Source organism: Inquilinus sp. Marseille-Q2685 (genome assembly GCF_916619195.1).
Classification (GTDB): domain Bacteria; phylum Pseudomonadota; class Alphaproteobacteria; order DSM-16000; family Inquilinaceae; genus Inquilinus.
Map to the genome: position 1 here is coordinate 463,696 of NZ_CAKAKL010000003.1, position 22,254 is coordinate 485,949.

At 69.7% G+C, this 22,254-nt stretch carries 21 protein-coding genes; 12 read left to right on the top strand and 9 right to left on the bottom strand.

What is annotated here, in order from left to right:
* Positions 1 to 64: 64 nt before the first annotated feature.
* The gene (locus LG391_RS19955; protein WP_225769787.1) at positions 65 to 1,252 is read left to right on the top strand and encodes an acetyl-CoA C-acyltransferase; all 1,188 of its coding nucleotides are present in this window, start codon (positions 65 to 67) and stop codon (positions 1,250 to 1,252) included.
* Here LG391_RS19955 and LG391_RS19960 read toward each other — a convergent pair.
* The 3 genes from LG391_RS19960 to LG391_RS19970 form a co-directional block, all read right to left on the bottom strand.
* Positions 1,249 to 1,740, bottom strand: a complete 492-nt coding sequence (locus tag LG391_RS19960; RefSeq protein ID WP_225769788.1) for a GNAT family N-acetyltransferase — start codon at positions 1,738 to 1,740, stop codon at positions 1,249 to 1,251. The genes LG391_RS19955 and LG391_RS19960 overlap by 4 nt on opposite strands.
* Positions 1,741 to 1,748: 8 nt before the next feature.
* Complete coding sequence (locus tag LG391_RS19965; RefSeq protein WP_225769789.1) at positions 1,749 to 2,585, bottom strand: hypothetical protein; 837 nt, start codon at positions 2,583 to 2,585, stop codon at positions 1,749 to 1,751.
* 138 nt (positions 2,586 to 2,723) lie between these two features.
* A complete protein-coding gene (locus tag LG391_RS19970; RefSeq protein WP_225769790.1) occupies positions 2,724 to 3,323 on the bottom strand; it encodes a class I SAM-dependent methyltransferase in 600 nt (199 codons plus the stop codon).
* A 311-nt stretch (positions 3,324 to 3,634) separates the two neighbouring features.
* Here LG391_RS19970 and LG391_RS19975 point away from each other — a divergent pair, with 311 nt between their 5' ends.
* On the top strand, positions 3,635 to 4,885 hold the full coding sequence (locus LG391_RS19975; RefSeq protein ID WP_225769791.1) for an MFS transporter: 1,251 nt from the start codon (positions 3,635 to 3,637) through the stop codon (positions 4,883 to 4,885).
* A 141-nt stretch (positions 4,886 to 5,026) separates the two neighbouring features.
* The gene (locus LG391_RS19980; RefSeq protein WP_225769792.1) at positions 5,027 to 5,488 is read left to right on the top strand and encodes a hypothetical protein; all 462 of its coding nucleotides are present in this window, start codon (positions 5,027 to 5,029) and stop codon (positions 5,486 to 5,488) included.
* Positions 5,489 to 5,711: 223 nt separating this feature from the next.
* Here LG391_RS19980 and hisI read toward each other — a convergent pair whose 3' ends face one another.
* A complete protein-coding gene (gene hisI / locus LG391_RS19985) occupies positions 5,712 to 6,104 on the bottom strand; it encodes a phosphoribosyl-AMP cyclohydrolase (RefSeq protein WP_225769793.1) in 393 nt (130 codons plus the stop codon).
* A complete protein-coding gene (gene metC, locus LG391_RS19990) occupies positions 6,101 to 7,285 on the bottom strand; it encodes a cystathionine beta-lyase (protein WP_225769794.1) in 1,185 nt (394 codons plus the stop codon). Before metC ends, hisI begins: the two co-directional genes overlap by 4 nt.
* A gap of 236 nt (positions 7,286 to 7,521) precedes the next feature.
* Here metC and LG391_RS19995 point away from each other — a divergent pair, with 236 nt between their 5' ends.
* The gene (locus LG391_RS19995) at positions 7,522 to 7,932 is read left to right on the top strand and encodes a cupin domain-containing protein (protein ID WP_225769795.1); all 411 of its coding nucleotides are present in this window, start codon (positions 7,522 to 7,524) and stop codon (positions 7,930 to 7,932) included.
* Positions 7,933 to 7,952: 20 nt separating this feature from the next.
* On the opposite strand, the gene LG391_RS20000 is transcribed toward LG391_RS19995, so the two are convergent.
* The 3 genes from LG391_RS20000 to LG391_RS20010 all read right to left on the bottom strand — a co-directional run bounded on the left by LG391_RS20000 (position 7,953) and on the right by LG391_RS20010 (position 12,072).
* On the bottom strand, positions 7,953 to 8,735 hold the full coding sequence (locus LG391_RS20000; protein WP_225769796.1) for an RICIN domain-containing protein: 783 nt from the start codon (positions 8,733 to 8,735) through the stop codon (positions 7,953 to 7,955).
* A gap of 264 nt (positions 8,736 to 8,999) precedes the next feature.
* Positions 9,000 to 10,811, bottom strand: coding sequence for a DNA helicase RecQ (recQ, locus tag LG391_RS20005; protein ID WP_225769797.1), 1,812 nt, complete (start codon positions 10,809 to 10,811; stop codon positions 9,000 to 9,002).
* A gap of 121 nt (positions 10,812 to 10,932) precedes the next feature.
* A complete protein-coding gene (locus LG391_RS20010; RefSeq protein WP_225769798.1) occupies positions 10,933 to 12,072 on the bottom strand; it encodes an LptF/LptG family permease in 1,140 nt (379 codons plus the stop codon).
* A 150-nt stretch (positions 12,073 to 12,222) separates the two neighbouring features.
* Between LG391_RS20010 and LG391_RS20015 the strand changes: the two genes are divergently transcribed.
* From LG391_RS20015 to rnk, 4 genes are all read left to right on the top strand, one after another.
* Positions 12,223 to 12,672: an RbsD/FucU family protein gene (locus tag LG391_RS20015; RefSeq protein WP_225769799.1), complete on the top strand. Its 450-nt coding sequence runs from the start codon at positions 12,223 to 12,225 to the stop codon at positions 12,670 to 12,672.
* A gap of 10 nt (positions 12,673 to 12,682) precedes the next feature.
* Positions 12,683 to 13,612: a ribokinase gene (rbsK, locus tag LG391_RS20020; protein WP_225769800.1), complete on the top strand. Its 930-nt coding sequence runs from the start codon at positions 12,683 to 12,685 to the stop codon at positions 13,610 to 13,612.
* A 328-nt stretch (positions 13,613 to 13,940) separates the two neighbouring features.
* Positions 13,941 to 16,004: a calcium-binding protein gene (locus LG391_RS20025; protein WP_225769801.1), complete on the top strand. Its 2,064-nt coding sequence runs from the start codon at positions 13,941 to 13,943 to the stop codon at positions 16,002 to 16,004.
* A 366-nt stretch (positions 16,005 to 16,370) separates the two neighbouring features.
* Positions 16,371 to 16,796, top strand: coding sequence for a nucleoside diphosphate kinase regulator (gene rnk, locus LG391_RS20030; RefSeq protein ID WP_225769802.1), 426 nt, complete (start codon positions 16,371 to 16,373; stop codon positions 16,794 to 16,796).
* Between the two features lie 9 nt (positions 16,797 to 16,805).
* Here the strand turns inward: rnk and LG391_RS20035 are convergent, their stop codons facing one another.
* Positions 16,806 to 17,519 carry an HAD family phosphatase gene (locus tag LG391_RS20035; protein ID WP_225769803.1) on the bottom strand — a complete coding sequence of 238 codons (714 nt, stop codon included), beginning with the start codon at positions 17,517 to 17,519 and terminating at the stop codon, positions 16,806 to 16,808.
* A gap of 115 nt (positions 17,520 to 17,634) precedes the next feature.
* Here LG391_RS20035 and LG391_RS20040 point away from each other — a divergent pair, with 115 nt between their 5' ends.
* The 4 genes from LG391_RS20040 to LG391_RS20055 all read left to right on the top strand — a co-directional run bounded on the left by LG391_RS20040 (position 17,635) and on the right by LG391_RS20055 (position 22,155).
* Entirely contained in the window at positions 17,635 to 18,504 is an 870-nt protein-coding gene (locus LG391_RS20040) for a carbohydrate ABC transporter permease (RefSeq protein ID WP_225769804.1), read from the top strand.
* Positions 18,501 to 19,520, top strand: a complete 1,020-nt coding sequence (locus tag LG391_RS20045) for a carbohydrate ABC transporter permease (RefSeq protein ID WP_225769805.1) — start codon at positions 18,501 to 18,503, stop codon at positions 19,518 to 19,520. Before LG391_RS20040 ends, LG391_RS20045 begins: the two co-directional genes overlap by 4 nt.
* A gap of 23 nt (positions 19,521 to 19,543) precedes the next feature.
* Positions 19,544 to 21,004: an extracellular solute-binding protein gene (locus LG391_RS20050; RefSeq protein WP_225769806.1), complete on the top strand. Its 1,461-nt coding sequence runs from the start codon at positions 19,544 to 19,546 to the stop codon at positions 21,002 to 21,004.
* A gap of 71 nt (positions 21,005 to 21,075) precedes the next feature.
* Complete coding sequence (locus LG391_RS20055) at positions 21,076 to 22,155, top strand: ABC transporter ATP-binding protein (protein ID WP_225769807.1); 1,080 nt, start codon at positions 21,076 to 21,078, stop codon at positions 22,153 to 22,155.
* The last annotated feature ends 99 nt before the right edge of the window (positions 22,156 to 22,254 follow it).

The following is a 22,254-nucleotide window of genomic DNA, read 5'->3' on the forward strand; positions in this document are numbered from 1 at the left end:
CATTGTCTTTTTAGATGACGCTTATAATATTGTAATCGTCATATAACGATCCAAGAGGCTCCCCATGTCCGCCGAAGATCCCGTCGTGATCGTCGGGTCCGCCCGCGCGCCGCTCGGTCGCTTCCGCGGCGCGCTGGCGCCGCTGGCGGCGCCGCAGCTGGGATCCGCCGCGATCGCCGCCGCCCTGGCCCGGGCCGGCGTCGCGCCGGCGCAGGTCGACGAGGCGCTGGTCGGCTGCGTGCTGCCGGCCGGGCAGGGCCAGGCGCCGGCGCGCCAGTCGGCCCGCGGCGCCGGCCTGCCGGACGCGGTCGGGGCCCCCACCGTGAACAAGGTCTGCGGCTCCGGCATGAAGGCGACGATGCTCGGCCGGGACCTGATCGCCGCCGGCTCCGCCGATGTCGTCGTCGCCGGCGGGATGGAGAGCATGTCGAACGCGCCCTGGCTGCTGCCGGGCGTGCGCGACGGGCTGCGCTTCGGCCATGGCCGGATCTTCGACCATGCGGCGCTGGACGGGCTCGAGGACGCCTATGACAAGGGCCGGGCGATGGGCGATTTCGGCGAGGCCACGGCCGCCCGCTACGGCTTCGGCCGCGACGACCAGGATTCCTATGCCGCGACCTCGCTGCGCCGGGCCCAGGCGGCGATCGCGGACGGCGCCTTCGCCGCCGAGATCGCGCCGGTAACCGTCCCGGCCAAAGGCGGCCCGGTCGAGATCGCGGTCGACGAGAACCCGGCGTCGCTCTCGGCCGACAAGATCCCGAAGCTGAAGCCGGCCTTCCGCACGGACGGCACCATCACCGCCGCCAGCTCCAGCGCCAATGCCGACGGCGCCGCGGCGCTGGTCCTGGCCCGGCGCTCGGCCGCCGACCGGCTGGGCTTGCCGGTGCTGGCGACGATCCGCGGCCATGCCACGCAGTCCCAGGCGCCGGAATGGTTCACCACGGCGCCGATTGGCGCGATCCGCACTCTGCTCGACCGGGTCGGCTGGCGGGCCGGCGAGGTCGACCTGTTCGAGATCAACGAGGCCTTCGCCTGCGTGGTGATGGCGGCGATGCGCGACCTCGACCTGCCGCATGACAAGGTCAACATTCATGGCGGCGCCTGCGCCCTCGGCCACCCGATCGGCGCCACCGGCGCCCGGCTGATCGTCACCCTGCTGGCGGCGCTGCAGCGCCACGGCCTGCGCCGCGGCGTCGCCTCGCTGTGCATCGGCGGCGGCGAGGCGACGGCGATCGCGATCGAGAGGGCCTAGCCCGTGAAGCGCACGTAGCGACTCGCGCCGGCGGGGCCGAGATGGCGCAGGCCGATCTTCTCGGCCACCCGGATCGAGCCTGCGTTGTCCTGGTCGATGTCGGCGATGACCGCGACCCCCAGCGTCTCGCGCGCATGGGCCAGGACCGGCGCGGCGGCCTCGGTGGCATAGCCGTGGCCCCAGGCCGCGCGCACCAACCGCCACCCGATCTCGATCTCCGGTCCCAGAGCGTCGGCGGGGATCAGCAGGATCCAGCCGAGGAAGCGGCCCTCGGGCGCCTTCGTCCGCACGGTCCAATACCCCATGCCGTCCGGATAGGCCCGGGTGATCCGGTCTTCGACGAAGCGGCGATGCGCTTCGGGATCGCTCCACGGCCCGTCGATATGGCGCACCACCTCCGGATCGCGGTCCATGGCCAGGCAGTCCGCGAGGTCCGCCATGGTCCGCGGCCGCAGGGTCAGGCGCGGGGTCTCGAAGGACGGCAGCACCGCTTCTATCACGGCAATGGCTTGGTCTGGCCCGGCACGATGCCGCCCAACTGGGTCAGCAGCGCCGGGTAGCTCGGATCGGTCGGCAGCACGACGCGCTGCGACGTGCCGGTCCGCGCCGCGCTGACCGGGCCGAAGCTCAGCACGATCGCGGCATCCGGGCGCATCGTCGCGGTGTCGCCGCCCTGGGCCGTCCGCACCGGCGGCGGCAGCGGGCTCGCGAAGGTGGGGGACGGCGGCGGCGTGAAGGCGGTGCTCGGCGGAACCGTGCCCGTGACCACCGGCGGCCCGCCCTGGATCACCAGCGGGCGCGACGGCGCCACCGGGTTCGCCGGCAGGGGCAGCATCGGCTGCGGCGCCGGACGCGGCGCCGTGAACGGGGATGCGGCCCGCGGCGTCGGCGCAGGCGTGGTCGGGGCGATCAGCACCTGCCGGGGCGGCTGCAGCGGCTGGGGCTGGAGCTGGGGTGGGGGCGAGGCCAGGCGCGGCGCCACCGGGGCGGCCGGCAGCGCCATGGGAGTCGCGAGCGGCCGCAGCGCATCCGGCCCGGCGGGCTGGAGCGCGCCCGGGCGGCCGGCCAGCCGGGCGTCGAAATAGGACGCCCTGGCCGCGGCGCAGGGGATCAGCAGGTTGACCGGCGTGCCGATCGCCAGCCGGCCGGCGCTGTCGGGGTAGGTTCCGATCACGCCGGTGCTGACCTGGCACGATCCGCGGCCAAGATCGGTGGTGGTGTTGACCTGGAGCTGGACATGATAGGCGGGTGCCTGGGCCAGCGCCGGCGATATGGTCGGCGGCGCGAATGCGGCGGCGGCCGGAAGCAGGACCAGGAGAAACGCACGTCTCATCGTCGCATATCCTTCGAAACCCGCCGTCCCGATGCCGTGGCCATGGGCAGCACACGGCTGTACGGCCGGCCGGGGCGAAATCCGTCGGGCGGAAATTATGCCTCGTCCTGCGGGGCGGAGGAAGCGGAGCGGACCGCGTCAGCCGGCGCTGCGCTGCCGATAGGCCCAGACCGAGGCCGGGGGGATGTTGGCCGCGACGAAGCCGACGCGGCGGCCGGCCAGGCCCAGCTTGTCGCGCGGCAGCGGCGAGGAGAGGGCGTAGGTGTAGAGCACCACCTGCCGCCCCTTCGGCATCACCGAATAAGCCGAATCGAGGATCGCCTGCTGCTCCTCCAGCGTCAGCAGCAGCATCGGGATGCCGCACACCGTGGTGCCGACCTTGCCGACCACCTCGGGCGGCAGGATCTCGGCCAGCCGGCGGGCGTCGCCCTCGATCACGTGGATGCCGGGGAAGGTGTCGCGCAGATGCTGCGCCATCTCCGGGTTGATCTCGAGCACGTAGAGGCGCTCGGCCGGAACGCCGCGCTCCAGGATGCCGCGGGTGATGGCCCCGGTGCCGCCGCCCAGCTCGATCACGTACTCGTCGGGCGCGCGCACGATCTCCTGGGTCAGCCGGCGCTTCAGGGCGGGCGAGGACGGCGTCACCGATCCCACCTCGCGGGGGTTGGCGAGCCAGCGGCGGAAGAACAGCCAGGGATTCATATCCGGCCGGTCTTGGCCGGCTTTGCGGTCGGTCATCGAGCAACGGGTCCTTGCGACGTCGAACGGATGGAGGCGTCCGATCCTCCGGGCGACGAACGCTTGATGCTCCGATCCGTTTCCGATCGCAAGATCATCGCGGATCGCCGGTGCTCCCCGGCGGGCGCGGTGCAGCCATGCCGGCGGCAGGGGGCGAGGGGGCGGCTTGCTGTTGACGGTGCGGTCGGCCGCGACAGAAAAGGAACCTAGTTCTGCGCCCAGTGCAACGATCGGTACAGCTCTTCATGACAGAGACAACATTCGGGAGGACGGCCGCGCCGGCCGCCGCCAATTCCACCGGCCGGATCGTGATGGCGAGCCTGGTGGGCACCGCCATCGAGTTCTACGATTTCTACATCTACGGCACGGCCGCGGCCCTGGTGTTCGGCCCGGTGTTCTTCCCGCAGGAATCGGATGCGGCGCAGCTGCTCCTCTCCTTTGCCACCTTCGCCATCGCCTTCATCGCCCGGCCGGTCGGGTCGGCCCTGCTCGGTCATTTCGGCGACCGCGTCGGCCGCAAGGCGACGCTGGTGGCGTCGCTGCTGCTGATGGGCGTCTCGACCACGCTGATCGGCGTCTTGCCCGGCTACGCCGCGATCGGCTGGCTGGCGCCGGCGCTACTGTGCCTGATGCGCTTCGGCCAGGGGCTGGGGCTCGGCGGCGAATGGGGCGGGGCGGCGCTGCTGGCGGTCGAGAACGCCCCGGCCGGCAAGCGCGGCTGGTTCGGCATGTTCCCGCAGCTCGGCGCCCCGATCGGGTTCCTCGCCGCCAACGGGCTGTTCCTGCTGCTGGCGTTGGGGCTGGATGACGAGCAGTTCCGGGCCTGGGGCTGGCGCGTTCCCTTCCTGCTCAGCGCAGCGCTGGTGGCGGTCGGCCTCTATGTCCGGCTGAAGCTGGTCGAGACACCGGTGTTCCGCGAGGCGATGGAGCGGCAGGAGCGGGTGCGCGTGCCGATCGGCGAGGTGCTGACGCGCAACACCCGGATCACCATCCTCGGCACGCTGGCGATGGTGTCCTGCTACGCCCTGTTCTACATCACCACGGTGTTCGCCCTCGGCTACGGCACCAAGGCGCTCGGCTATTCGCGCCAGGCCTTCCTCGGGCTGGAATGCTTCGCCATCGTCTTCCTCGGCCTCGGCATCCCGCTCTCCTCCTGGCTCAGCGACCGGCTCGGGCGGCGCCCGGTGTTGATCGTCGGCGGCATCCTGACGGCGCTGTTCGGCTTCGCCCTGGCCCCGCTGCTGGGCAGCGGTTCGGTGCTGCTGGTGACCGTGTTCCTCTGCCTCGGCCTGTTCCTGATGGGGCTGATCTTCGGCCCGATGGGCGCCTTCCTGCCGGAGCTGTTCCCGACCCGGGTGCGCTACACCGGGGCGTCGCTGACCTACAACCTGGCCGGCATCCTTGGCGCGTCGCTGGCACCCTACATCGCCCAGACGCTGGTTGAGCAGGGCGGGCTCGGCTGGGTCGGCGGCTACATCAGCATCGCCGCGGTGATCAGCGTGGCCGCGGTCTGGCTGATCCGCGAGACCCATGACCAGGACCTGACCCGGGTGGGCCGCTGACGGCGGTCCCCGACGGGGCCCCCTCGTGCCAGCCTGTTGGCGGGAATATCACAAAACTGTAATCTTCTCCTTCAGCCCCCGGTTGCCGGGCGCCGCATTTCGGCGCGACTGGCCGGCCGGGGGCGGGAAGGGGCTTGCGGGTTGCTCTATCAGGGTCGCCTGTGGCGCGAGGTCTGGCGCGTGCTGCGGAACCACCGCCGACGGGGCGCGTGGCTGGGCCGTAACGTGCTGCGGCGCCTCCTGGCCAAGCGGTTCGGCGCGTTGCCGCCCGGCGACGGCCGCTGGGCGATCTCCAGGGAGCTGTGGTCGACTGAGGCGCTGGCGCGCCACGGCAACGGGCGCCACGACCGGGCCGAGCCCTGGGGGCTGCAGGGGCCGGTGCTGCTGGCCCGCCGCTCGGGCGAATTCTGGGTCATCGACGGATCGAACCGCATCAACCACTGGGTCGCGACCGGCGACACCAGCCGGCACGAGGTGCTGGTGATCGATCTCGACCGGTCGGTCGAGGCGCGCGGCTTCGGATCCGCCTGGTGGGCGGTCGGCCGGATCGCCGCCCTGGCCCTGCCATGGCTGCTCGTCGCCGCGGACGCGCCACTGGTCTGAGGATTGCGGGGCCTCGGAGCCAGGCAGCGCTTGCCGCCGGGTCAGGCAGAGGCCTCGCCATCCGGCGGAAATGGTCCTGAAACTCCGGTTGGTATCCGATCGCCCGGGGCAGGGCATTGCTGTTCGGGGGCTCGCGGTCGATCGGGAATACGGCCAGATCCCCCGCCCCGCTGAGCTGGAATGCCGGCGGCTGCCTTCCTGCTCAGCCCGGCTGTCTTCATCCTTAGCGGTGGCCGTACAGCGCCTTCGGGTCCTGCAGCACCGGCAGGTCGGTGTGCCAGGCGCCGTCGCGCGCGACGCGGAAGAAGCAGCTGCGCCGGCCGGTGTGGCAGGCGACGCCGGTCTGGTCGACCCGCAGCAGCACCGCGTCGCCGTCGCAGTCCAGCCGCAGCTCGACCAGGCGCTGGACCTGGCCGGAGGTGTCGCCCTTGCGCCACAGCGCCTGGCGCGACCGCGACCAGTAGCAGACCCGGCCGGTGGCCAGCGTCTCCTCGATCGCCGCGCGGTTCATCCAGGCCAGCATCAGCACCTCGCCGCTGTCGTGCTGCTGGGCGATGGCGGGGACCAGGCCGTCGGCGTCGAACCGGACCTCGTCGAGAAGCTGCTCGGCGCTCATGCCGCCGCCCGCAGCCGGTCCAGCCCGGCCTCCAGATCGGCGATCAGGTCGGCCGGGTCCTCCAGGCCGACATGCAGCCGCACGCCCGGCCCCTCGGCCTGCCAGGTCGTGGCGGTGCGGATCTTCTCCGGATGGGTCGGCAGGATCAGGCTCTCATAGCCGCCCCAGCTGGCGCCCATCTGGAACAGCTCCATGCCGTCCAGCATGGCCGCGACCTGGGCGGCGGAGGCCGGCTGCAGCACGATCGCGAACAGGCCGGAGGCGGCGGTGAAGTCGCGCCGCCACAGCGCGTGGCCGGGGTCCTGCGGCAGGGCCGGGTACAGCACGCGCGCGACTTCCGGCCGGGCCTGCAGCCACCGCGCGATCTCCAGCGCGTTCTCCTGGTGCTGGCGCAGCCGCACCCCCATGGTGCGCAGGCCGCGCTGGGCCAGGTACAGGTCGTCGGGCCCGGCACAGTGGCCGGAGGTCACGGCGAAGTTCTTGAGCTTCAGCCAGACCGACTTCTCGCAGGCGCCGACGATGCCCATCATCGCGTCGGAATGGCCGACCATGTATTTGGTCGCGGCGTGCACCGTCACGTCGACGCCGTGGCCGAAGGCGTCGAAGCCGAGCGGCGTGGCCCAGGTGTTATCCAGCGCCGTCAGGATGCCGCGGGAGCGGGCGGCGGCGGCGATCGCCGGCACGTCCTGCACCTCGAAGGTCAACGAGCCGGGGGATTCGAGATAGACCAGCCGGGTGTTGCCGCGGAACAGCGCCTCGATGCCGGCGCCAACCAGCGGGTCGTAATATTCGACCTCGACGCCGAAGCGGGCCAGCACGGTGTCGGCGTAGCGCCGGGTGGGGCCGTAGGCGCTGTCGGTGATCAGCACATGGTCGCCGGCCTTGACGAAGGCGGTCAGCGCGACGTTGACCGCGGCGAGCCCGGAGGAGACGGCGACGCTGCCGTACCCGCCCTCCAGCGCCGTGACCGCGTCCTCGAAGGCTTCGCTGGTCGGGGTGCCGACCCGGCCATAGCTGTAGACGCCATGCTCGAACCCGGCATGCGCCTCGTCCATCGCCGCCACCGTCGGCCACAGCACGGTCGAGGTGTGGTAGACGGGCGGATTGACCATGCCGTGGTTCTCACGGGGGTGGCGGCCGGCATGGGCGAGGACGGTGGCGGGGCGGCGGGACTTGGACATGGCGGTCAGTCGGTCGTGGCGGCGTGTGTCAGTCAGCCGGTGACGGCTGGCGGGCCGCCATCTTTCGGCCAGCCGGGCGGGCCGGTCAAACCCGATCCGCGCAGGGCCGCCCGGCGGGTGCGACGAAAATGCAGCCACCTGTCCCCGATGTAACACTCTTCCCCCGTTCCGCAATGCGATGGTCATCCGGCCCGCCGAGGATAGCCGGGTCGACGATCGTGGAGCGGATGATGGATATGACGAATCCGAAGCCGACCTGCCGGGTGGTCGGGGCCGGGGTGCGGTTCACCGGCAAGCAGGCGCTGACCTACACGCCCGGGATCTCGGCCGAATCGGTCGGGGCGACGGGCATCCACCTGCAGCTCGTCACCCTGCCGCCGGGCGTCCGGGCCAAGGCCCATCGCCACGAGTCGCATGAGACCGCGATCCATGTGCTGAGCGGCGAATCCGGCATGTGGTACGGCGACCGGCTGGAGCAGCACCTGACGGCCCGGGCCGGGGACTTCGTCTACATCCCCGCCGGCATGCCGCACCTGCCCTACAATCCGAGCGCGACCGAGGCCTGCGTCGCGGTGATCGCCCGCACCGACCCGAACGAGCAGGAGAGCGTGATCCTGATGCCGGAGCTCGACGGCCTTCACGCATAGCCGTCGAGCCCCAGGCCCGCTCAGGTGTGGGCGATGGTCACCGCGGCATTGCCAGGCAGGCTGTCGCGGACGGAGCCCTTTTCCACCGTCACATTGGTGACTGCGTAGCTGTCGACATAGTTGATGGTGTCGACCCAGACCTCGCCGGCGATGACCATGCCGGCGCGGTGCTGGTGGACGACCCAGGAGGCGACCGAGCTGCTGCTCGAATAGTTCGCGTCGAAGACGCCGAGATTGGTCGCCAGCCCGTCATTGTAGCTCGACACGATGGTCACGCTGGTGCCGGGCGGCAGCGGGATGCTGCCCGACAGGTTGGTCGTGCCCTCGACCGCCTGCGCCGCGAGCGTGAGGGCGTTGGGCGTGCTGTTGGTCACCGTCGTCAGCAGGGAATCGACGCCGAAGCCGTTGCCCGACCATTGCTGCGCCGCGCTGCTCCCCGACGGCGCGAGCCCCACGGCGGAGTTGAGGGGGGCGAGCGGCGCGGCCAGCGTCAGCACCTGGCCGGTCTTCAGGCTCGCGATCGTGCCGAGACCGTCGGAGCCGGGCGAGAACGCCCAGAGCTGGGCCTCGTTGTACTGCTGCACGGTGTCGACGATCAGCGCATTGTCCGGGCCGATGCTCAGGGCCAGGCTCGAGTTGCCGGCGCTGACGATCCGGCCGCCCGGGGTGATCTGCCAGAGCTGCGACGGCAGGGCGTTGTTGGTGGTCGTCTGCAGGGTCGCGCCCGGGGCCGGGGTTCCGGCGATGCTGAGGACCAGGTCGGCACTCGGCGTGTCGCCCGTGACGAAATAGAGAAGTTGCATAATCGGATCCTTCACGAAAAAGCGATGGAAGTCCTGGACATGATCCAGGAGGGGAATTTCAAGTAAGAGTCGTTGCGATCTGCCTATGCGGCTTATCGGTTTGAAAAATGGAAATGCACAACGAGGGGAAAATATGAACAAGTGCTTTCGATATCCAGAATAAAATCTTATTCACGCAATTGCCGCGGCCAACCCGCCAGCCAGTGGCGGAATGAATTTTCGGTAATTCCGGATTTTCGGCAAGTCTTCCGACCTGGGAGGGCGCTACTCCGCGTGCTGCTCGATCACCTCGAGGAAGGCGTCGGCGTAGCGCAGCAGCTTGGCCTGGCCGACGCCGGGGATCGACGCGAACTCCGTCATCGAGCGCGGCCGGGCATGGGCCAGCTCGGTCAGCGTGGCGTCGTGGAAGATGACATAGGGCGGTACGCCCTGTTCGCGCGCCAGCTCCAGCCGCTTGGCCCGCAGCGCCTGGAACAGCGAGGCCTCGGCCGGGTCGTCCGGCAGCGCCCGCACGGCGCGGCCGCCGGACTTGCTGCGTGAGGCACGCTTCACCGCCTCGCGCCGCAGATGGATCTCCTTCTCGCCGCGCAGCACTTCGCGGCAATCGGGCGCCAGGTGCAGCCCGCCATGGCCCTCGGTGTCGACGATCAGCAGGCCGGCCGCCACCAGTTGGCGGAACACCGACTTCCACTCCTGCTTCGACAGGTCGCGGCCGATGCCCCAGGTGCTGAGCTTGTCGTGGCCCAGCTGGCGCACCCGGTCGGTCTCGGTGCCGGTCAGCACGTCGATGACATGCCCGACGCCGAAGCGCTGGCCGGTGCGGTAGACGCAGGACAGCGCCTTGCGCGCCAGCTCGGTGCCGTCGAAGCTCTCGACCGGCTCCAGACAGGTGTCGCAGTTGCCGCAGGGCTGCGGCAGCGCGTCGGCGAAATACTCCAGCAGCACCTGGCGGCGGCAGCGCACCGTCTCGCAATAGCCCAGCAGCGCGTCCAGCTTCTGCCGGTCGATCTGCTTCTGCCGCTCCGGCGCGTCCGATTCCGCGATCAGCCCCTGGATCTTGCCGACATCCTGGATGCCGTAGGCCATCCAGGCGTCCGACGGCAGCCCGTCGCGGCCGGCGCGGCCGGTCTCCTGGTAATAGGCCTCCAGGCTCTTCGGCAGGTCGAGATGGGCGACGAAGCGGACGTCGGGCTTGTCGATGCCCATGCCGAAGGCGATGGTCGCCACCATCACCACGCCGTCCTCCTTGAGGAAGCGGTCCTGGTTCGACGCCCGCACCTCGCGGTCCAGCCCGGCGTGGTAGGGCAGGGCCTCGATGCCCTCGCCGCGCAGCCATTCCGCCGTGCCCTCGACCTTGCTGCGCGACAGGCAGTAGACGATGCCGGCCTCGTTTGGATGCTCGCGCCGGATGAAGGACAGCAGCTGCTGCCGCGGATTCTCCTTCGGCACGATGCGGTAGCGGATGTTCGGCCGATCGAAGCCGGCGACGAAGATGCGGCCGTTCTGCAGCTTCAGCCGCTCGGCGATGTCGCGCCGGGTCGGGCCGTCGGCGGTGGCGGTCAGGGCGATGCGCGGCACGCCGGGATAGCGCGTCGCCAGCATGTCCAGCTGCAGGTATTCCGGCCGGAAGTCGTGGCCCCATTGCGACACGCAATGCGCCTCGTCGATCGCGAACAGCGCCAGCTTGCAATCGTCGAGCATGTCGAGCAGCCCGTCGGTCAGGAGCCGTTCGGGCGAGACGTAGAGCAGGTCCAACTCGCCGGATCGCATCGCCCGGGCGATGCCGCGCGATTCGCCGGGCGGCAGGGCCGAATGCAGCGCCGCGGCGCGGACGCCGAGCTGGCGCAGCGTCTCGACCTGGTCCTGCATCAGCGCGATCAGCGGCGACACCACGACGCCCAGCCCCGGCCGCACCAGCGCCGGCACCTGGTAGCACAGCGACTTGCCGCCGCCGGTCGGCATCAGCACCAGCGCGTCGCCGCCGGACACAATCTGAGCCACGATCTCGGCCTGCTGGCCGCGGAAGGCGGTGTAGCCGAAGACGTCGTGCAGGACGGAAAGAGGATCGCGGGGCATGGGTCCGCTTATAGCGGTCGCCGGCCCCGAACCAAATACCCGTTTGTGGCCAGTGTTCAACCACAACAGGTTGTGGTTCGGCGATGGCGTTGCCTCCAGCCCTGCGATTGGCCGGAAAGCCTCAGGCCGGCGCCAGATCCGGGCTCCCCGGCGCCTCCGTCGGCACCTTCCGGCGCCGCGCCACCATCAGGATGGCGAAGCCGACGATCGTGGTCAGCACCGGCAGCACATACATGACCGGCACCAGCTGCAGCGAATCGCGGGCCATGCCGGCGATGCTCATGGTCGTCGCCTGCACGGCGACGACGCCGATGGCGGCGATCAGGATGCGGCGGCCCAGGCCGCGGCGGTTGTAGTCGCCGCTCAGAAGGACGCCGAGGCAGAAGACGACATAGGCGAAGGGCAGCAGCGGGTCGGTGATGCGCTTGTGGCCCTCCATCACCAGCCGGCCGTAGTTCCGCATATCGCGGGGCGAATTCTGGTCGGGATACAGCAGGTCGGGCAGGAAGCGTTCCGACGGGGCGCGGTAGCTGCGGGCCAGATCCTCGGCGCCGGGCGTGTTCAGCGGCACGGTGTAGCTGTCGAAGGCCACCGGATCGACCTTGCCGGTCTTGCGGTCGAGCTGCTGGATCACGCCGTGAAGCGCCACGATCCGCGGCCCGTCGTCGCTGTCCTCGACGTAGCCGCGGTCGGCGATGATGGTGACCGGCTGGTCCTCGTTGTCGGTGATATGGACCAGGATGCCGCTGAGATCGCCGGTCACCGGGTTGCGGTCGCGCACGAACACGGTCTTGCTGTCGCCGATGGCGTTGAACTCGCCGGTCTGCAGGAATGCGGCCGAGACGTCGGACTGGGCCATCGCCGTCAGGTCGCGGAACTCGCGGTTGGCCACCGGCCAGAAGTAGAGGGTCATGCTGTAGCTGAGGGCGGTGATGATCACCCCCATCAGCAGCCCGGGCACGGCCAGCCGCAGCTGCCCGATGCCGGCGCCGCGCATGACCAGCAGCTCGCCGTCCGACAGCATCCGGTTGTAGACGATCAGGCAGGCCGCCACGACGCCGACCGGCAGCACCGCGATCAGGAACTCCGGCATCGACAGGAAGACCAGCTCGAGGAACAGCCCGACGCCGACGCCGCCGTCGACGATCATCTGGATCAGCCGCATCGAGGTGGTGAGCATGATCGCGAAGACGAGAATCGCGGTGGCGAGCACCGTGGCGACCGCGATCTGGCGGAACATGTAGCGGCTGAGGAGCGACATGGCGGCACCGTATACACGAGCCGGGCCGCGACGGCCATGTTGCCAAGCGTCGCGGCGGTGATCCAGAATGCGCCGTGCCGAAAAGCACGATAAATCCGCGCGCGGCGGCATTGCCATGCCATCTGAGGAAACCCAGGGAAGCTTCTGAAAATGCTGAAGAACATCGATCCGATTATCACCCCGGATCTGCTCGCCGTCCTGGCCGGCATGGGGCATGGCGACGACCTGGTGATCTGCGACACCAACTTCCCGTCCCGGTCGGTGGCGCAGCACACCATGGTCAAGGCGCCGATCGAGCTGCCGGGCGTCAGCGCCGCCCGGGCGGTTCGGGCGATCCTGTCGCTGATGCCGCTCGACAGCTTCGTCGACCATCCGGCGCGACGGATGGAGGTTGTGGGCCAGCCGGGCGAGATCCCGGAGGTGCAGCGCGAGGTCCAGGCCGAGATCGACCGGGCCGAGGGGCGGTCCTGGCCGATGGGATCGGTCGAGCGCTTCGCCTTCTACGAGGAGGCCAAGAAGGCCTATGCCGTGGTCCGCGCCGGGGAGGGGCGGTTCTACGGCTGCTTCCTGCTGAAGATGGGCGTGATCCCGCCGAAGTAGGATTTCATCCATGACTCCGCCGAAGATCGCCGTCCAGGGCGTGTTCGTCGCCGACCTCGCCTTTCGCGCCGTGCGGCTGCCGGTGATGGGCGAGACCCTGCTGTCCAACGGCTTCAAGCTCGGGCCCGGCGGCAAGGGCTCGAACCAGTCGGTCGCCGCGGCCCGGGCCGGGGCCGGCGTCGCCTTCATCAGCAAGCTCGGCACCGACCCGTTCGGCCAGATGGCGCGCGCCCTCTATGCCGCCGAGGGAATCGACGCCGGCCATGTGCTGACCGATCCGGAGCGGCCGACCGGCGCCGCCTTCATTTTCGTCGACGGAAAGACCGGCGAGAACGCGATCATCATCGAGCCCGGGGCCGCGGCGGCGCTGAGCGAGGCGGAGATGGAGGCGGCGGCGCCCGTCATCGCCGCGGCGCGGGTCTATGTCGCCCAGCTCGAGCTGCCGTTGCCGGTGGTGCGCCGCGGGCTGGAGATCGCCCGGCGGCACGGGGTGACCACGATCCTGAACCCAGCCCCGGCCATGGCGCTGCCGGACGATCTCTACCCCCTGGTCGACTACCTGACCCCGAACGAGACCGAAGCCGAGAGCCTGGTCGACTTCGCGGTCGACAGCGGACAGCAGGCGGCGCGGGCCGCGCAGGTGCTGCTGGACAAGAGCGTCGGCACGGTGATCGTCACCCTCGGGGCCAAGGGCGCGCTGCTGAAGAGCCGGTCGGAGACCGTGCACGTCCCGGCCTTCTCGGCCGGGCCGGTGGTCGAGACCGCCGGGGCGGGCGACGCCTTCAACGGCGGCTTCGCTCTGGCCCTGGCCGAAGGCCGGGCGGTGGCCGAGGCGGTGCGCTTCGGCTGCGCCGTCGCCGGGATCTCGGTGACCCGCCCCGGCACCGCGCCGTCGATGCCGCGGCGCAATGAGGTCGAGGCGCTGCTCCGTCAGGCCTGAGGCCGCCGGCCTTTGCATCCTCATCGCGAGCGGGCGAAGCCGGCGCGGAGATCCAGGGACCGGGACCGCCGGGTCGCCACTCTTCGCAGCTCGCGATGATGACTGTTGCGAGACCACATCTGATTATCATTTTATGCAAATGATCTGGAAATATTAGAGAAATATTCCAATGATTATTGGGTTGTCCTTCTCGTTGATCTGCATAAATTATTATTCTTCTCCGCAATACGTGATAGCCTCCTAGCAGAGGCTCTAACCGTCCCAAAGAACGGTGGCGTCTGGGGTGTCCATTTCCCTGGAGGAGGAGACGATGGCTTCGGCAAATTCCTTGGATGGACTTCTTGACGGTGACGGCCTGCTTGGCGGGCTGCTGGATGGTCTGCTCGGCGAGGATGGCCTGCTCGGCGGCGTCCTGGGTGGCGTCGGCGGTCTGCTTGGCGGTGTTCTCGGCGGTGTCGGGGGGCTGCTCGACGGGCTCCTGGACGGCCTGCTCGGCGGCCTGCTGGGCGGCGGTCTCAGCGGTCTTCTCGGCAATCTTCTCGGCGAGCTCGGCGATGCCGGCGGCCTGCTCGGTGAGCTGCTGACCCCCGACCTGATCGGCGGCGTGGTGTCCGGGCTGCTGGGCAGCCTCGGCGGCCTGCTGGGCGGGGCGATCGGCGGCGTGCCGGTCGGCGACCTGCTCGACGGGCTGTTCGGCGATGGCGGCCTGCTCAGCCCCGACGGGCTGCTCGGCGGCCTCTTGGGCGAGGACGGGCTGCTGACCCAGCTGGTCGAGGTGCTGCAGGGGTCCGGCGACCTGGTCGGCTCGCTGCTCGGCCCCGGCGGGCTGCTCGGCAATCTGGTCGACACGGTCGGCGGCCTCGCCGACGGGCTGGTGGGCGACAACGGGCTCATCACCAGCCTGATCGGCGGCATGCTCGGCGATGTCGGCGGGCTGTTCGACGACCTGACCGTCACCGGCATCATCGGCAATCTGCTCGACCCGGACGGGCTGATCGGCGGCATCCTGGAGGATCTCGGCGTCGGCACCGACATCGGCGAGATCATCGGCGGGATCTTCGCCCAGCTGCCGGGGCTGGACGTGCTCGACGGGCTGCTGACCGACGGCATCCTCGGCGGCCTGCTCGGCGATGTGCTGGGTCCGGACGGCAGCGGCCTCACCGATCTGCTGACCGGCATTCTCGGCAGCCTGTCGCCGGATGTCGTGCTGGACGAGCTGCTCGGCAGCGGCGGCGCTGCCGGCCTGCTGCAGAGCGTGCTCGGCGGCGCCGTCGGCGTGCTCGACACCCTGCTGACCGACGTGCTCGGCGGCGTGCTCAGCGGCAGCCTGCTGCAGGGCGACGGCGGCCTGATCGGCAATATCTTCGGCGAGTTCGGCATCCTCGGCGGCGACCAGCTCGGCCTGCGCGGCGCCCTCGGCGACGGCCTCGTCGGGGACGTGTTCAACACGCTGCTGGATGTCGGCGTGCTGGTGGCCGGGGGCGAGGTGATCAAGGTCGCCGGCCCGCTGGCCATCGCCGGCACCGTGGCCGACCTGCTGGCCGGCGACAACGGCCTGCTGCACGGGCTGGTGCCCGAGGCGGTGATCAACCAGGTCTTCGGCGAGAACGGCGCGATCGGTGCCGCACTGGAAAGCCTGGTCGGCGGCGAGAACGGCCGGGACGGCCTGCAGGCCGTGCTCGACATGACGCTCACCAACATCTCCGACGTGGTCCAGGACCTGAAGGAGGTGATCGCCGAACTGCAGGATCTCGGCGGCGGGGTGCCGCAGCTCGACGCCCTGATCACCCTGGCCGGAACGCTTGAGGGCATTGCCAACTCGTCGGGGACGGTGCTGACGGAGCTGCATGCCGCGATCCGCGACATTGACGACGTCCGGGTCGGCACCTCCGGCGCCGACACGATGAACGGCTGGCTCGGCGACGACACGCTCGACGGCGGCGCCGGCAACGACCAGCTCTCCGGCGGCACCGGCAGCGACCTGTTGCGGGGTGGGGCAGGGGCCGACAACCTCAAGGGCGGTCTGGGCGCGGACGCACTGGTTGGCGGCGCCGGCACCGACACCCTGACCGGCGGCGGCGGCGGAGACACATTCCGTTTCGGCGCGACGTCGGAATCGGCAGCGGGCACCGGCCGCGACACCATCACCGACTTCATCCATGTCGAGGGCGACAAGATCGACCTGTCGGCGATCGACGCCAACACCACCCTGCTGGCCTTCGGCAACCAAGCCTTCACCTTCATTGGCGCCCAAGCCTTCCACAATGTCGCGGGCGAGCTGCGCTTCGCCGGCGGCATCGTGGCCGGCGACACCAATGGCGACGGACGTGCGGATTTCGAGATCCGCGTCCAGACCCATGGCGAGTTGGTGGCGGCCGACTTCGTGCTCTGACCGGCTTGCGGTTCCTGCGGCCGCGCGGCGTCCACCGCCGCGCGGCCCTTTTCATGCACAGGGCGGGTCCGGGCCGTCCCGGTTGATTTCCGTCGCCCGGAAGCCTATCTCAATTCCTATGAGAACACCGTGGACGAACCCGTTGGCGGCGCGTCGAACGCCGCTTCACGCCCGGGGCTGCTGACCTCGGGGGCGCCGGCCCCCAGGCCCGAGCCGCCCCACCGTCCGTTCTCGTCCTCGTCGCGCCCAGCGACCCCATTTTCCAGCCCCCAGAATTCGCGTCCCGGCCGCCCAGATGCGCCGGGCCGCACCCGAGCCCTCCGGAAACATCCCGGAGCGGACCGTCCAGAAGAAAGGAACCTCGGCATGTCCCGCAGAAGCCTGCCCAAGCGTCCGGAGATCCACGTCACCGCCGGCGACTATGATCGCCTCGCGGCGCTGGCCGACGCCGCGGCGGATGCCTTCCCGGCGATCGCCGACTTCCTGGCGGCGGAGCTCGACCGCGCCCAGATCATCGACGCGACCGCGGCCAAGGGCGTGGTCCAGATGCATTCGACCGTCGCCTATCGCGACGACGTGACCGGCGAGGAGCACACGGTCACCCTGGTCTATCCGGAGGAGGCCGATATCGAGGCCGGCCGGCTGTCGGTGCTGACCCCGGTCGGCGCGGCCCTGATCGGCCTGCGCCGGGGCCAGACCATCACCTGGATCACCCCCTCCGGCAAGCCGCGCAACCTGACCGTGGTCCGGGTCGAGCCGGCCGTCCGTCCGACCAGCCTGGCCGCAGGCTAGCCCCGCAGGCTAACCCCTCAGCCCCGCCACCAGCCCGGCCAGATCGTCCATATGCGGGCAGATCAGCCGGGCGCCGGCGGCGCGCAGCCGGTCGGCATGGCCGTCGCGGATGTGGCGGCCGCCGAGGAAGCCGATCACCGTCATGCCGGCGGCGACGCCGGCCGTGGTGCCGGTGACGCTGTCCTCGATCACCAGGCAGCGGCCGGGCTCGACGCCCAGCTGCGCGGCCGCGTGCAGGGACAGATCCGGCGCCGGCTTCGGCCGGGCCACTGCCTCTGGCGTGTAGACATGCGCGCCGAACAGCCCGGTCGGGCCGGCGATCTCGAGCGAGCGGCGGACCCGGCCGGCATGGCTGTTCGAGGCCACCGCCATCGGCAGGCTTAAGCCCGCCAGCGCCGGCTGAACGCCAGGTATGGCGTCGAGGCTGAGCGCCAGCGCATCGTCGATCACCTGCGCCATGCGCGGGCCGATATCCTCCGGGAACACCGTGCCGAACCGCGCCGCCACCTGGCGCACGATGTGCAGGTCGGGCGTGCCGACCAGCTGCTCCACCAGCTCCTCGACCGGCGCCTGCGGCTCGTAACGCGCGATCAGCTCCGCCACCGCGCGGCAGGCGATGATCTCGCTGTCGACCAGCACCCCGTCGCAATCGAAGATCACCGCCGCGATGCCAACGGCCGACGGGGCAGGGGCGGCAGTCCGCACGGGGTCGACGGTGTCCATCACATCCTTCTCCATCCGGTTCCGCCCGTTGCGTCGGCGGGTCGAGTCACCATAACGTACGACAAGTCAAAGACGCCGCGCGACAGCGAGCGCCGGCGAGGGGGAGGCACGGACGTTGCGGGAGCCGATCAAGCACGCCTTCATCTGGCCGGCTTTCCTTGTCGTCCTCCTGGTCGGCATCTTCCCCCTCATCTACTCGCTGACGATCAGCTTCCAAAGCATGCGGCTGGTGCCGCCGCTGCCGCCGCGCTTCGTCGGGCTCGACAACTACGCCTCGCTGCTCGCCAACCCGCGCTTCTGGGCCACCGTGCAGACGACCGCGACCGTCGTCTTCCTGTCGGTCGCGGTGCAGTACGTGCTCGGCTTCGCCATCGCGCTGGCGCTGCATAGCAAAATTCCGGGCGAGCGTCTGTTCCGCGTCGGCTTTCTGCTGCCGATGCTGATGGCGCCGATCACCGTGTCGCTGGTCGGGCGCATGCTGTTCCATTCGACGGTCGGCCCGGTCAACGACATGTTCACCCAGTTCGGCCTGCCGAACCTGCCGTTCCTGACCGATGCGACCTGGGCGCTGGGCACCATCATCGCGGTCGAGGTCTGGCAATGGACGCCCTTCGTCATCCTGATGATGCTGGCCGGGCTGCAGAGCCTGCCGCAGGACGTCTACGAGGCGGCGCAGCTGGAGAACGCCAGTTCCTGGCAGCAGTTCTGGGGCATCACCTTCCCGATGCTGCTGCCGATCTCGGCCGCGGTCGTGTTCATCCGCATCATCGAGGGCTTCAAGATCATCGACACGGTCTTCGTCCTGACCGGCGGCGGCCCCGGCGTGTCGACCGAGACCCTGACCCTGTTCGCGTACCAAGAAGGGTTCAAGAAGTTCAATCTCGGCTACACCTCGGCGCTGAGCTTCCTGTTCCTGATCGTGATCGTCGTCTTCGGCACCATCTATCTGGCGGTCCTGAAGCCGCATCTGGAGAAGCGGCGATGAACCCGTCCCGGTCGAAGCGCGGCTTGGTCTTCCTGCTCTGCCTGGGCTGGTTCCTGGTGACGCTGTTCCCGATCTACTGGGCGCTGATCACCTCGTTCAAGCCGCCGGTCGCGGTCAGCGGCGGGCCGACCTACCTGCCCTGGATCGATTTCGAGCCGACGCTGCAGGCCTGGATCGATGCCATGACCGGCGTCCGCGGCAACTTCGTCACGCCCTTCGTCAACTCGACCCTGATCGGGCTGTCGGCCACGGTGCTGGCCGTGGCCCTCGGGTCGATGGCCGCCTATGCGCTGGTGCGCTTCCCCTTCCAGGTGCGGCTCCTGGCCGGGGTGGCCTTCGCCGTGGTCGCGATCGGCGGCTTCCTGTTGCTGCAGAACGTCCTCGGCCTGACCCGGCTGCCGGCGCTGGGCGGCGCGCTGGTCGCGGCGCTGCTAGTGTCGATCCCGCTCAACGGGCTGCGCCTGCCGGGGCCGGTGCTGGGCAATGACGACGTCGTCTTCTGGTTCGTCAGCCAGCGCATGTTCCCGCCGATCGTCACCGCCTTCGCCCTCTACCTGCTGTATTCCGAGATCGGCAAGGCCGGCCTCCCGCTGCTCGACAGCTATTGGGGCATGACCCTCTGCTACACCGCGTTCTCGCTGCCGATCGTGGTCTGGCTGATGCGCGACTTCTTCCAGGCGCTGCCGGTGGAGATCGAGGAGGCGGCGCTGGTCGACGACGTGCCCCGCTTCCGCATCTTCCTCGAGATCGTGCTGCCGATGGCGCGGCCCGGGCTGATCGCGACATCGATGATTACGCTCAGCTTCGTCTGGAACGAGTTCCTGTTCTCGCTGCTGCTGACCGCCGGAAGCTGGCAGACCCTGCCGATCATGCTGTCGGGGCAGAACTCCTACCGCGGCGACGAATGGTGGGCGATCTCGGTCGCCGCCATGATCTCGATCGGGCCGATGATGGTGATGGCGATTCTCCTGGCCAGGCTGATGCGATCAGGCCTGCTGCTGGGCAGCATCCGATGATCGCGACACAGGGAGGACCAAGAATGAAGACCATGCTTCTCGCCGCCGCGGGCGCGCTCGCGCTGACCGCGGCGCTGCACGGCCCCGCCGCCGCGGCCTGCGACCCGGACTATTCCGGCGTCACCCTGACCGCGGGCTCGCAGACCGGCCCGTTCATCGCGCTCGCGCTGCAGATGGCGGCCAAGACCTGGGAGCAGAAGACCTGCGGCAAGGTCAATGTCGTCGAGTTCCCGTTCGGCGAGCTGTACCCGAAATACCTGACGGCGATGACCGCCGGCGAATCCACCTTCGACGTCATCACCTTCGCCCCGGCCTGGATGCCGGATTTCTCGCCCTACTTGTCGGAGATGCCGGAGTCGGTGCGCCAGGGCAAGGACTGGGAAGACATCGCCCCGGTGTATCGCGACCGGCTGATGGTGTGGGACGGCAAGCACCTGTCGCAGACCATCGACGGCGACCTGCACACCCTGTCCTACCGCCGCGACCTGTTCGACGACCCGAAGGAGAAGGAGGCGTTCAAGGCCAAGTACGGCTACGACCTGGCCGCGCCGAAGACCTGGAAGGAATATTACGACATCGCCGAGTTCTTCACCCGGCCCGACCAGAAGCTGTGGGGCACGGCGGAGGCGTTCCGCCGCGGCGGCCAGCAGTTCTGGTTCTTCTTCACCCATGCCGCCAGCTACACCAACGACCCCAAGAACCCGGGCAGCATGTTCTTCGACCCGGAGACCATGGACGCCCAGGTCAACAACCCCGGCTGGGCCAAGGCGCTGGAGGACTACATCAGGTCGGTGAAGTTCTCGCCGCCCGGCGCGCTGAACTTCTCCTCCGGCGACATCCGCACCGCCTTCTCTGGCGGCCAGGTGGCGATGAACTTCGACTGGGGCGACACCGGCGTGATCGCCGCCGACAAGGACCAGAGCAAGGTGGCCGGCCATGTCGGCTCGGCCCTGACCCCGGGGTCGACCGAGATCTGGAACCACAAGACCAAGGCCTGGGAGAAGTTCGACCAGCCGGTGTTCTCGCCCTTCATGGCCTATGGCGGCTGGCAGGCTGCCGTGCCCAGCGCCGGCAAGAACGTCGAGGCGGCGTGGAACTACGTCGAATGGGTCTCGAATCCGGAGAACAGCGGCATCGCCACGGTGACCGGCGGCTCCGGCGTCAACCCCTACCGCCAGAGCCATTTCGCGCCCGACCGCTGGCTGGCCAAGATGACCAAGCAGGAGGCGGACGAGTACCTGGCAGCGCAGCGCGGCAGCCTCGAGGCCAAGAACGTGGCCCTCGACATGCGCATTCCCGGCTACTTCTCCTACACCGAGGTGCTGGAGATCGAGCTGTCCAAGGCGCTGGCGGGCGAGGTGACGCCGCAGCAGGCGCTCGATTCGATCGCCGAGCAGTGGAACAAGCTGACCGACGAGTTCGGCCGCGACACCCAGCTCGCCGCCTATCGCGCCTCGATGGGCCTGCCGCCGCTGAAGATGTAGTCCTCCGGACCCGCCCCGCCGCGCGCTGCGGCGGGGCGGCGCCCGCCGAAGCCCAGAGACCCAAGGACATCATGGCCCGCGTCAGACTCGAAGCCGTCACCAAGAGCTATGGCGACGTGCCCGTCATCCCGTCGCTCGACCTCGAGATCGCGGACCGCGAATTCGTCGTGCTGGTCGGCCCGTCCGGCTGCGGCAAGACCACGACTTTGCGCATGATCGCCGGGCTGGAGGCGGCGAGCGGCGGCACCATCCGGATCGGCGACCGCGACGTCACCCGGCTGCGCCCGGGGCTGCGCAACTGCGCCATGGTGTTCCAGAACTACGCGCTCTATCCGCATATGACGGTGCGCGAGAACATCGGCTACGGCATGAAGGTGCGGGGCGAGCCGAAGGCTGCGATCGACGGCAAGATCAAGGAGGCGGCGCGCATCCTCGGCCTCGATCCCTATCTGGACCGCCGGCCGAAGCAGCTCTCGGGCGGCCAGCGGCAGCGCGTCGCCATCGGCCGCGCCATCGTCCGCGACCCGGACGTCTTCCTGTTCGACGAGCCGCTGTCCAACCTCGACGCCAAGCTGCGCATCGAGATGCGGGCCGAGATCAAGGCGCTGCACCGGCGCCTCAAGACCACCATCGTCTATGTCACTCACGACCAGGTCGAGGCGATGACCATGGCCGACCGGGTGGTGGTGATGAACCAGGGCCGGATCGAGCAGGCGGCCGAGCCGCTGACGCTCTACGAGCGCCCCGCCAACCTGTTCGTCGCCGCCTTCATCGGCGCCCCCAGCATGAACTTCCTGCCCGCGACGCTGGTCGGCGACGGCCTGCGGCTGGCGGACGGGACCGTCCTGCCGGCGCCTGCGGCCAGGCGGCAGGCGCTGGCCGGGCGCGACGGCCTGGCCGTCACCATCGGGCTGCGGCCGGAGCATGTGGCGGGCGGCGTCGCCGGGCCGGTGACGCTGCCGATCCTGCCGCGGGTGATCGAGCCGCTCGGCGCCCACACCCTGATCCTGGGCGAGGTGGCGGGCGGCAAGTTCACCGCCCAGGTCGACGCCCATTTCCCGGCTCAGCCGGACGAACCGGCGACGATCAGCCTCGATCCGGACCGGCTGCACCTGTTCGAGACGGAGAGCGGCCGGGCCGTGGGACCATAGTCCGGCCATATAGTTCAGCCACATAGTCCAGCCATATAGTCCAGTCATTTGGGGGGAATGAATGAATTCTGTGCGTCGGGGGCTTCTGCTCCTGCTGCC

Bases quoted from the DNA above. Each gene is read 5' to 3' on its own strand.
- LG391_RS19955 (WP_225769787.1), top strand. From the start codon at position 65: ATGTCCGCCGAAGATCCCGTCGTGATCGTCGGGTCCGCCCGCGCGCCG.
- LG391_RS19965 (WP_225769789.1), bottom strand. From the start codon at position 2,585: ATGAGACGTGCGTTTCTCCTGGTCCTGCTTCCGGCCGCCGCCGCATTC.
- LG391_RS19970 (WP_225769790.1), bottom strand. From the start codon at position 3,323: ATGACCGACCGCAAAGCCGGCCAAGACCGGCCGGATATGAATCCCTGG.
- LG391_RS19975 (WP_225769791.1), top strand. From the start codon at position 3,635: ATGGCGAGCCTGGTGGGCACCGCCATCGAGTTCTACGATTTCTACATC.
- hisI (WP_225769793.1), bottom strand. From the start codon at position 6,104: ATGAGCGCCGAGCAGCTTCTCGACGAGGTCCGGTTCGACGCCGACGGC.
- metC (WP_225769794.1), bottom strand. From the start codon at position 7,285: ATGTCCAAGTCCCGCCGCCCCGCCACCGTCCTCGCCCATGCCGGCCGC.
- LG391_RS19995 (WP_225769795.1), top strand. From the start codon at position 7,522: ATGACGAATCCGAAGCCGACCTGCCGGGTGGTCGGGGCCGGGGTGCGG.
- LG391_RS20000 (WP_225769796.1), bottom strand. From the start codon at position 8,735: ATGCAACTTCTCTATTTCGTCACGGGCGACACGCCGAGTGCCGACCTG.
- recQ (WP_225769797.1), bottom strand. From the start codon at position 10,811: ATGCCCCGCGATCCTCTTTCCGTCCTGCACGACGTCTTCGGCTACACC.
- LG391_RS20010 (WP_225769798.1), bottom strand. From the start codon at position 12,072: ATGTCGCTCCTCAGCCGCTACATGTTCCGCCAGATCGCGGTCGCCACG.
- LG391_RS20015 (WP_225769799.1), top strand. From the start codon at position 12,223: ATGCTGAAGAACATCGATCCGATTATCACCCCGGATCTGCTCGCCGTC.
- rbsK (WP_225769800.1), top strand. From the start codon at position 12,683: ATGACTCCGCCGAAGATCGCCGTCCAGGGCGTGTTCGTCGCCGACCTC.
- rnk (WP_225769802.1), top strand. From the start codon at position 16,371: ATGTCCCGCAGAAGCCTGCCCAAGCGTCCGGAGATCCACGTCACCGCC.
- LG391_RS20035 (WP_225769803.1), bottom strand. From the start codon at position 17,519: ATGGACACCGTCGACCCCGTGCGGACTGCCGCCCCTGCCCCGTCGGCC.
- LG391_RS20045 (WP_225769805.1), top strand. From the start codon at position 18,501: ATGAACCCGTCCCGGTCGAAGCGCGGCTTGGTCTTCCTGCTCTGCCTG.
- LG391_RS20050 (WP_225769806.1), top strand. From the start codon at position 19,544: ATGAAGACCATGCTTCTCGCCGCCGCGGGCGCGCTCGCGCTGACCGCG.
- LG391_RS20055 (WP_225769807.1), top strand. From the start codon at position 21,076: ATGGCCCGCGTCAGACTCGAAGCCGTCACCAAGAGCTATGGCGACGTG.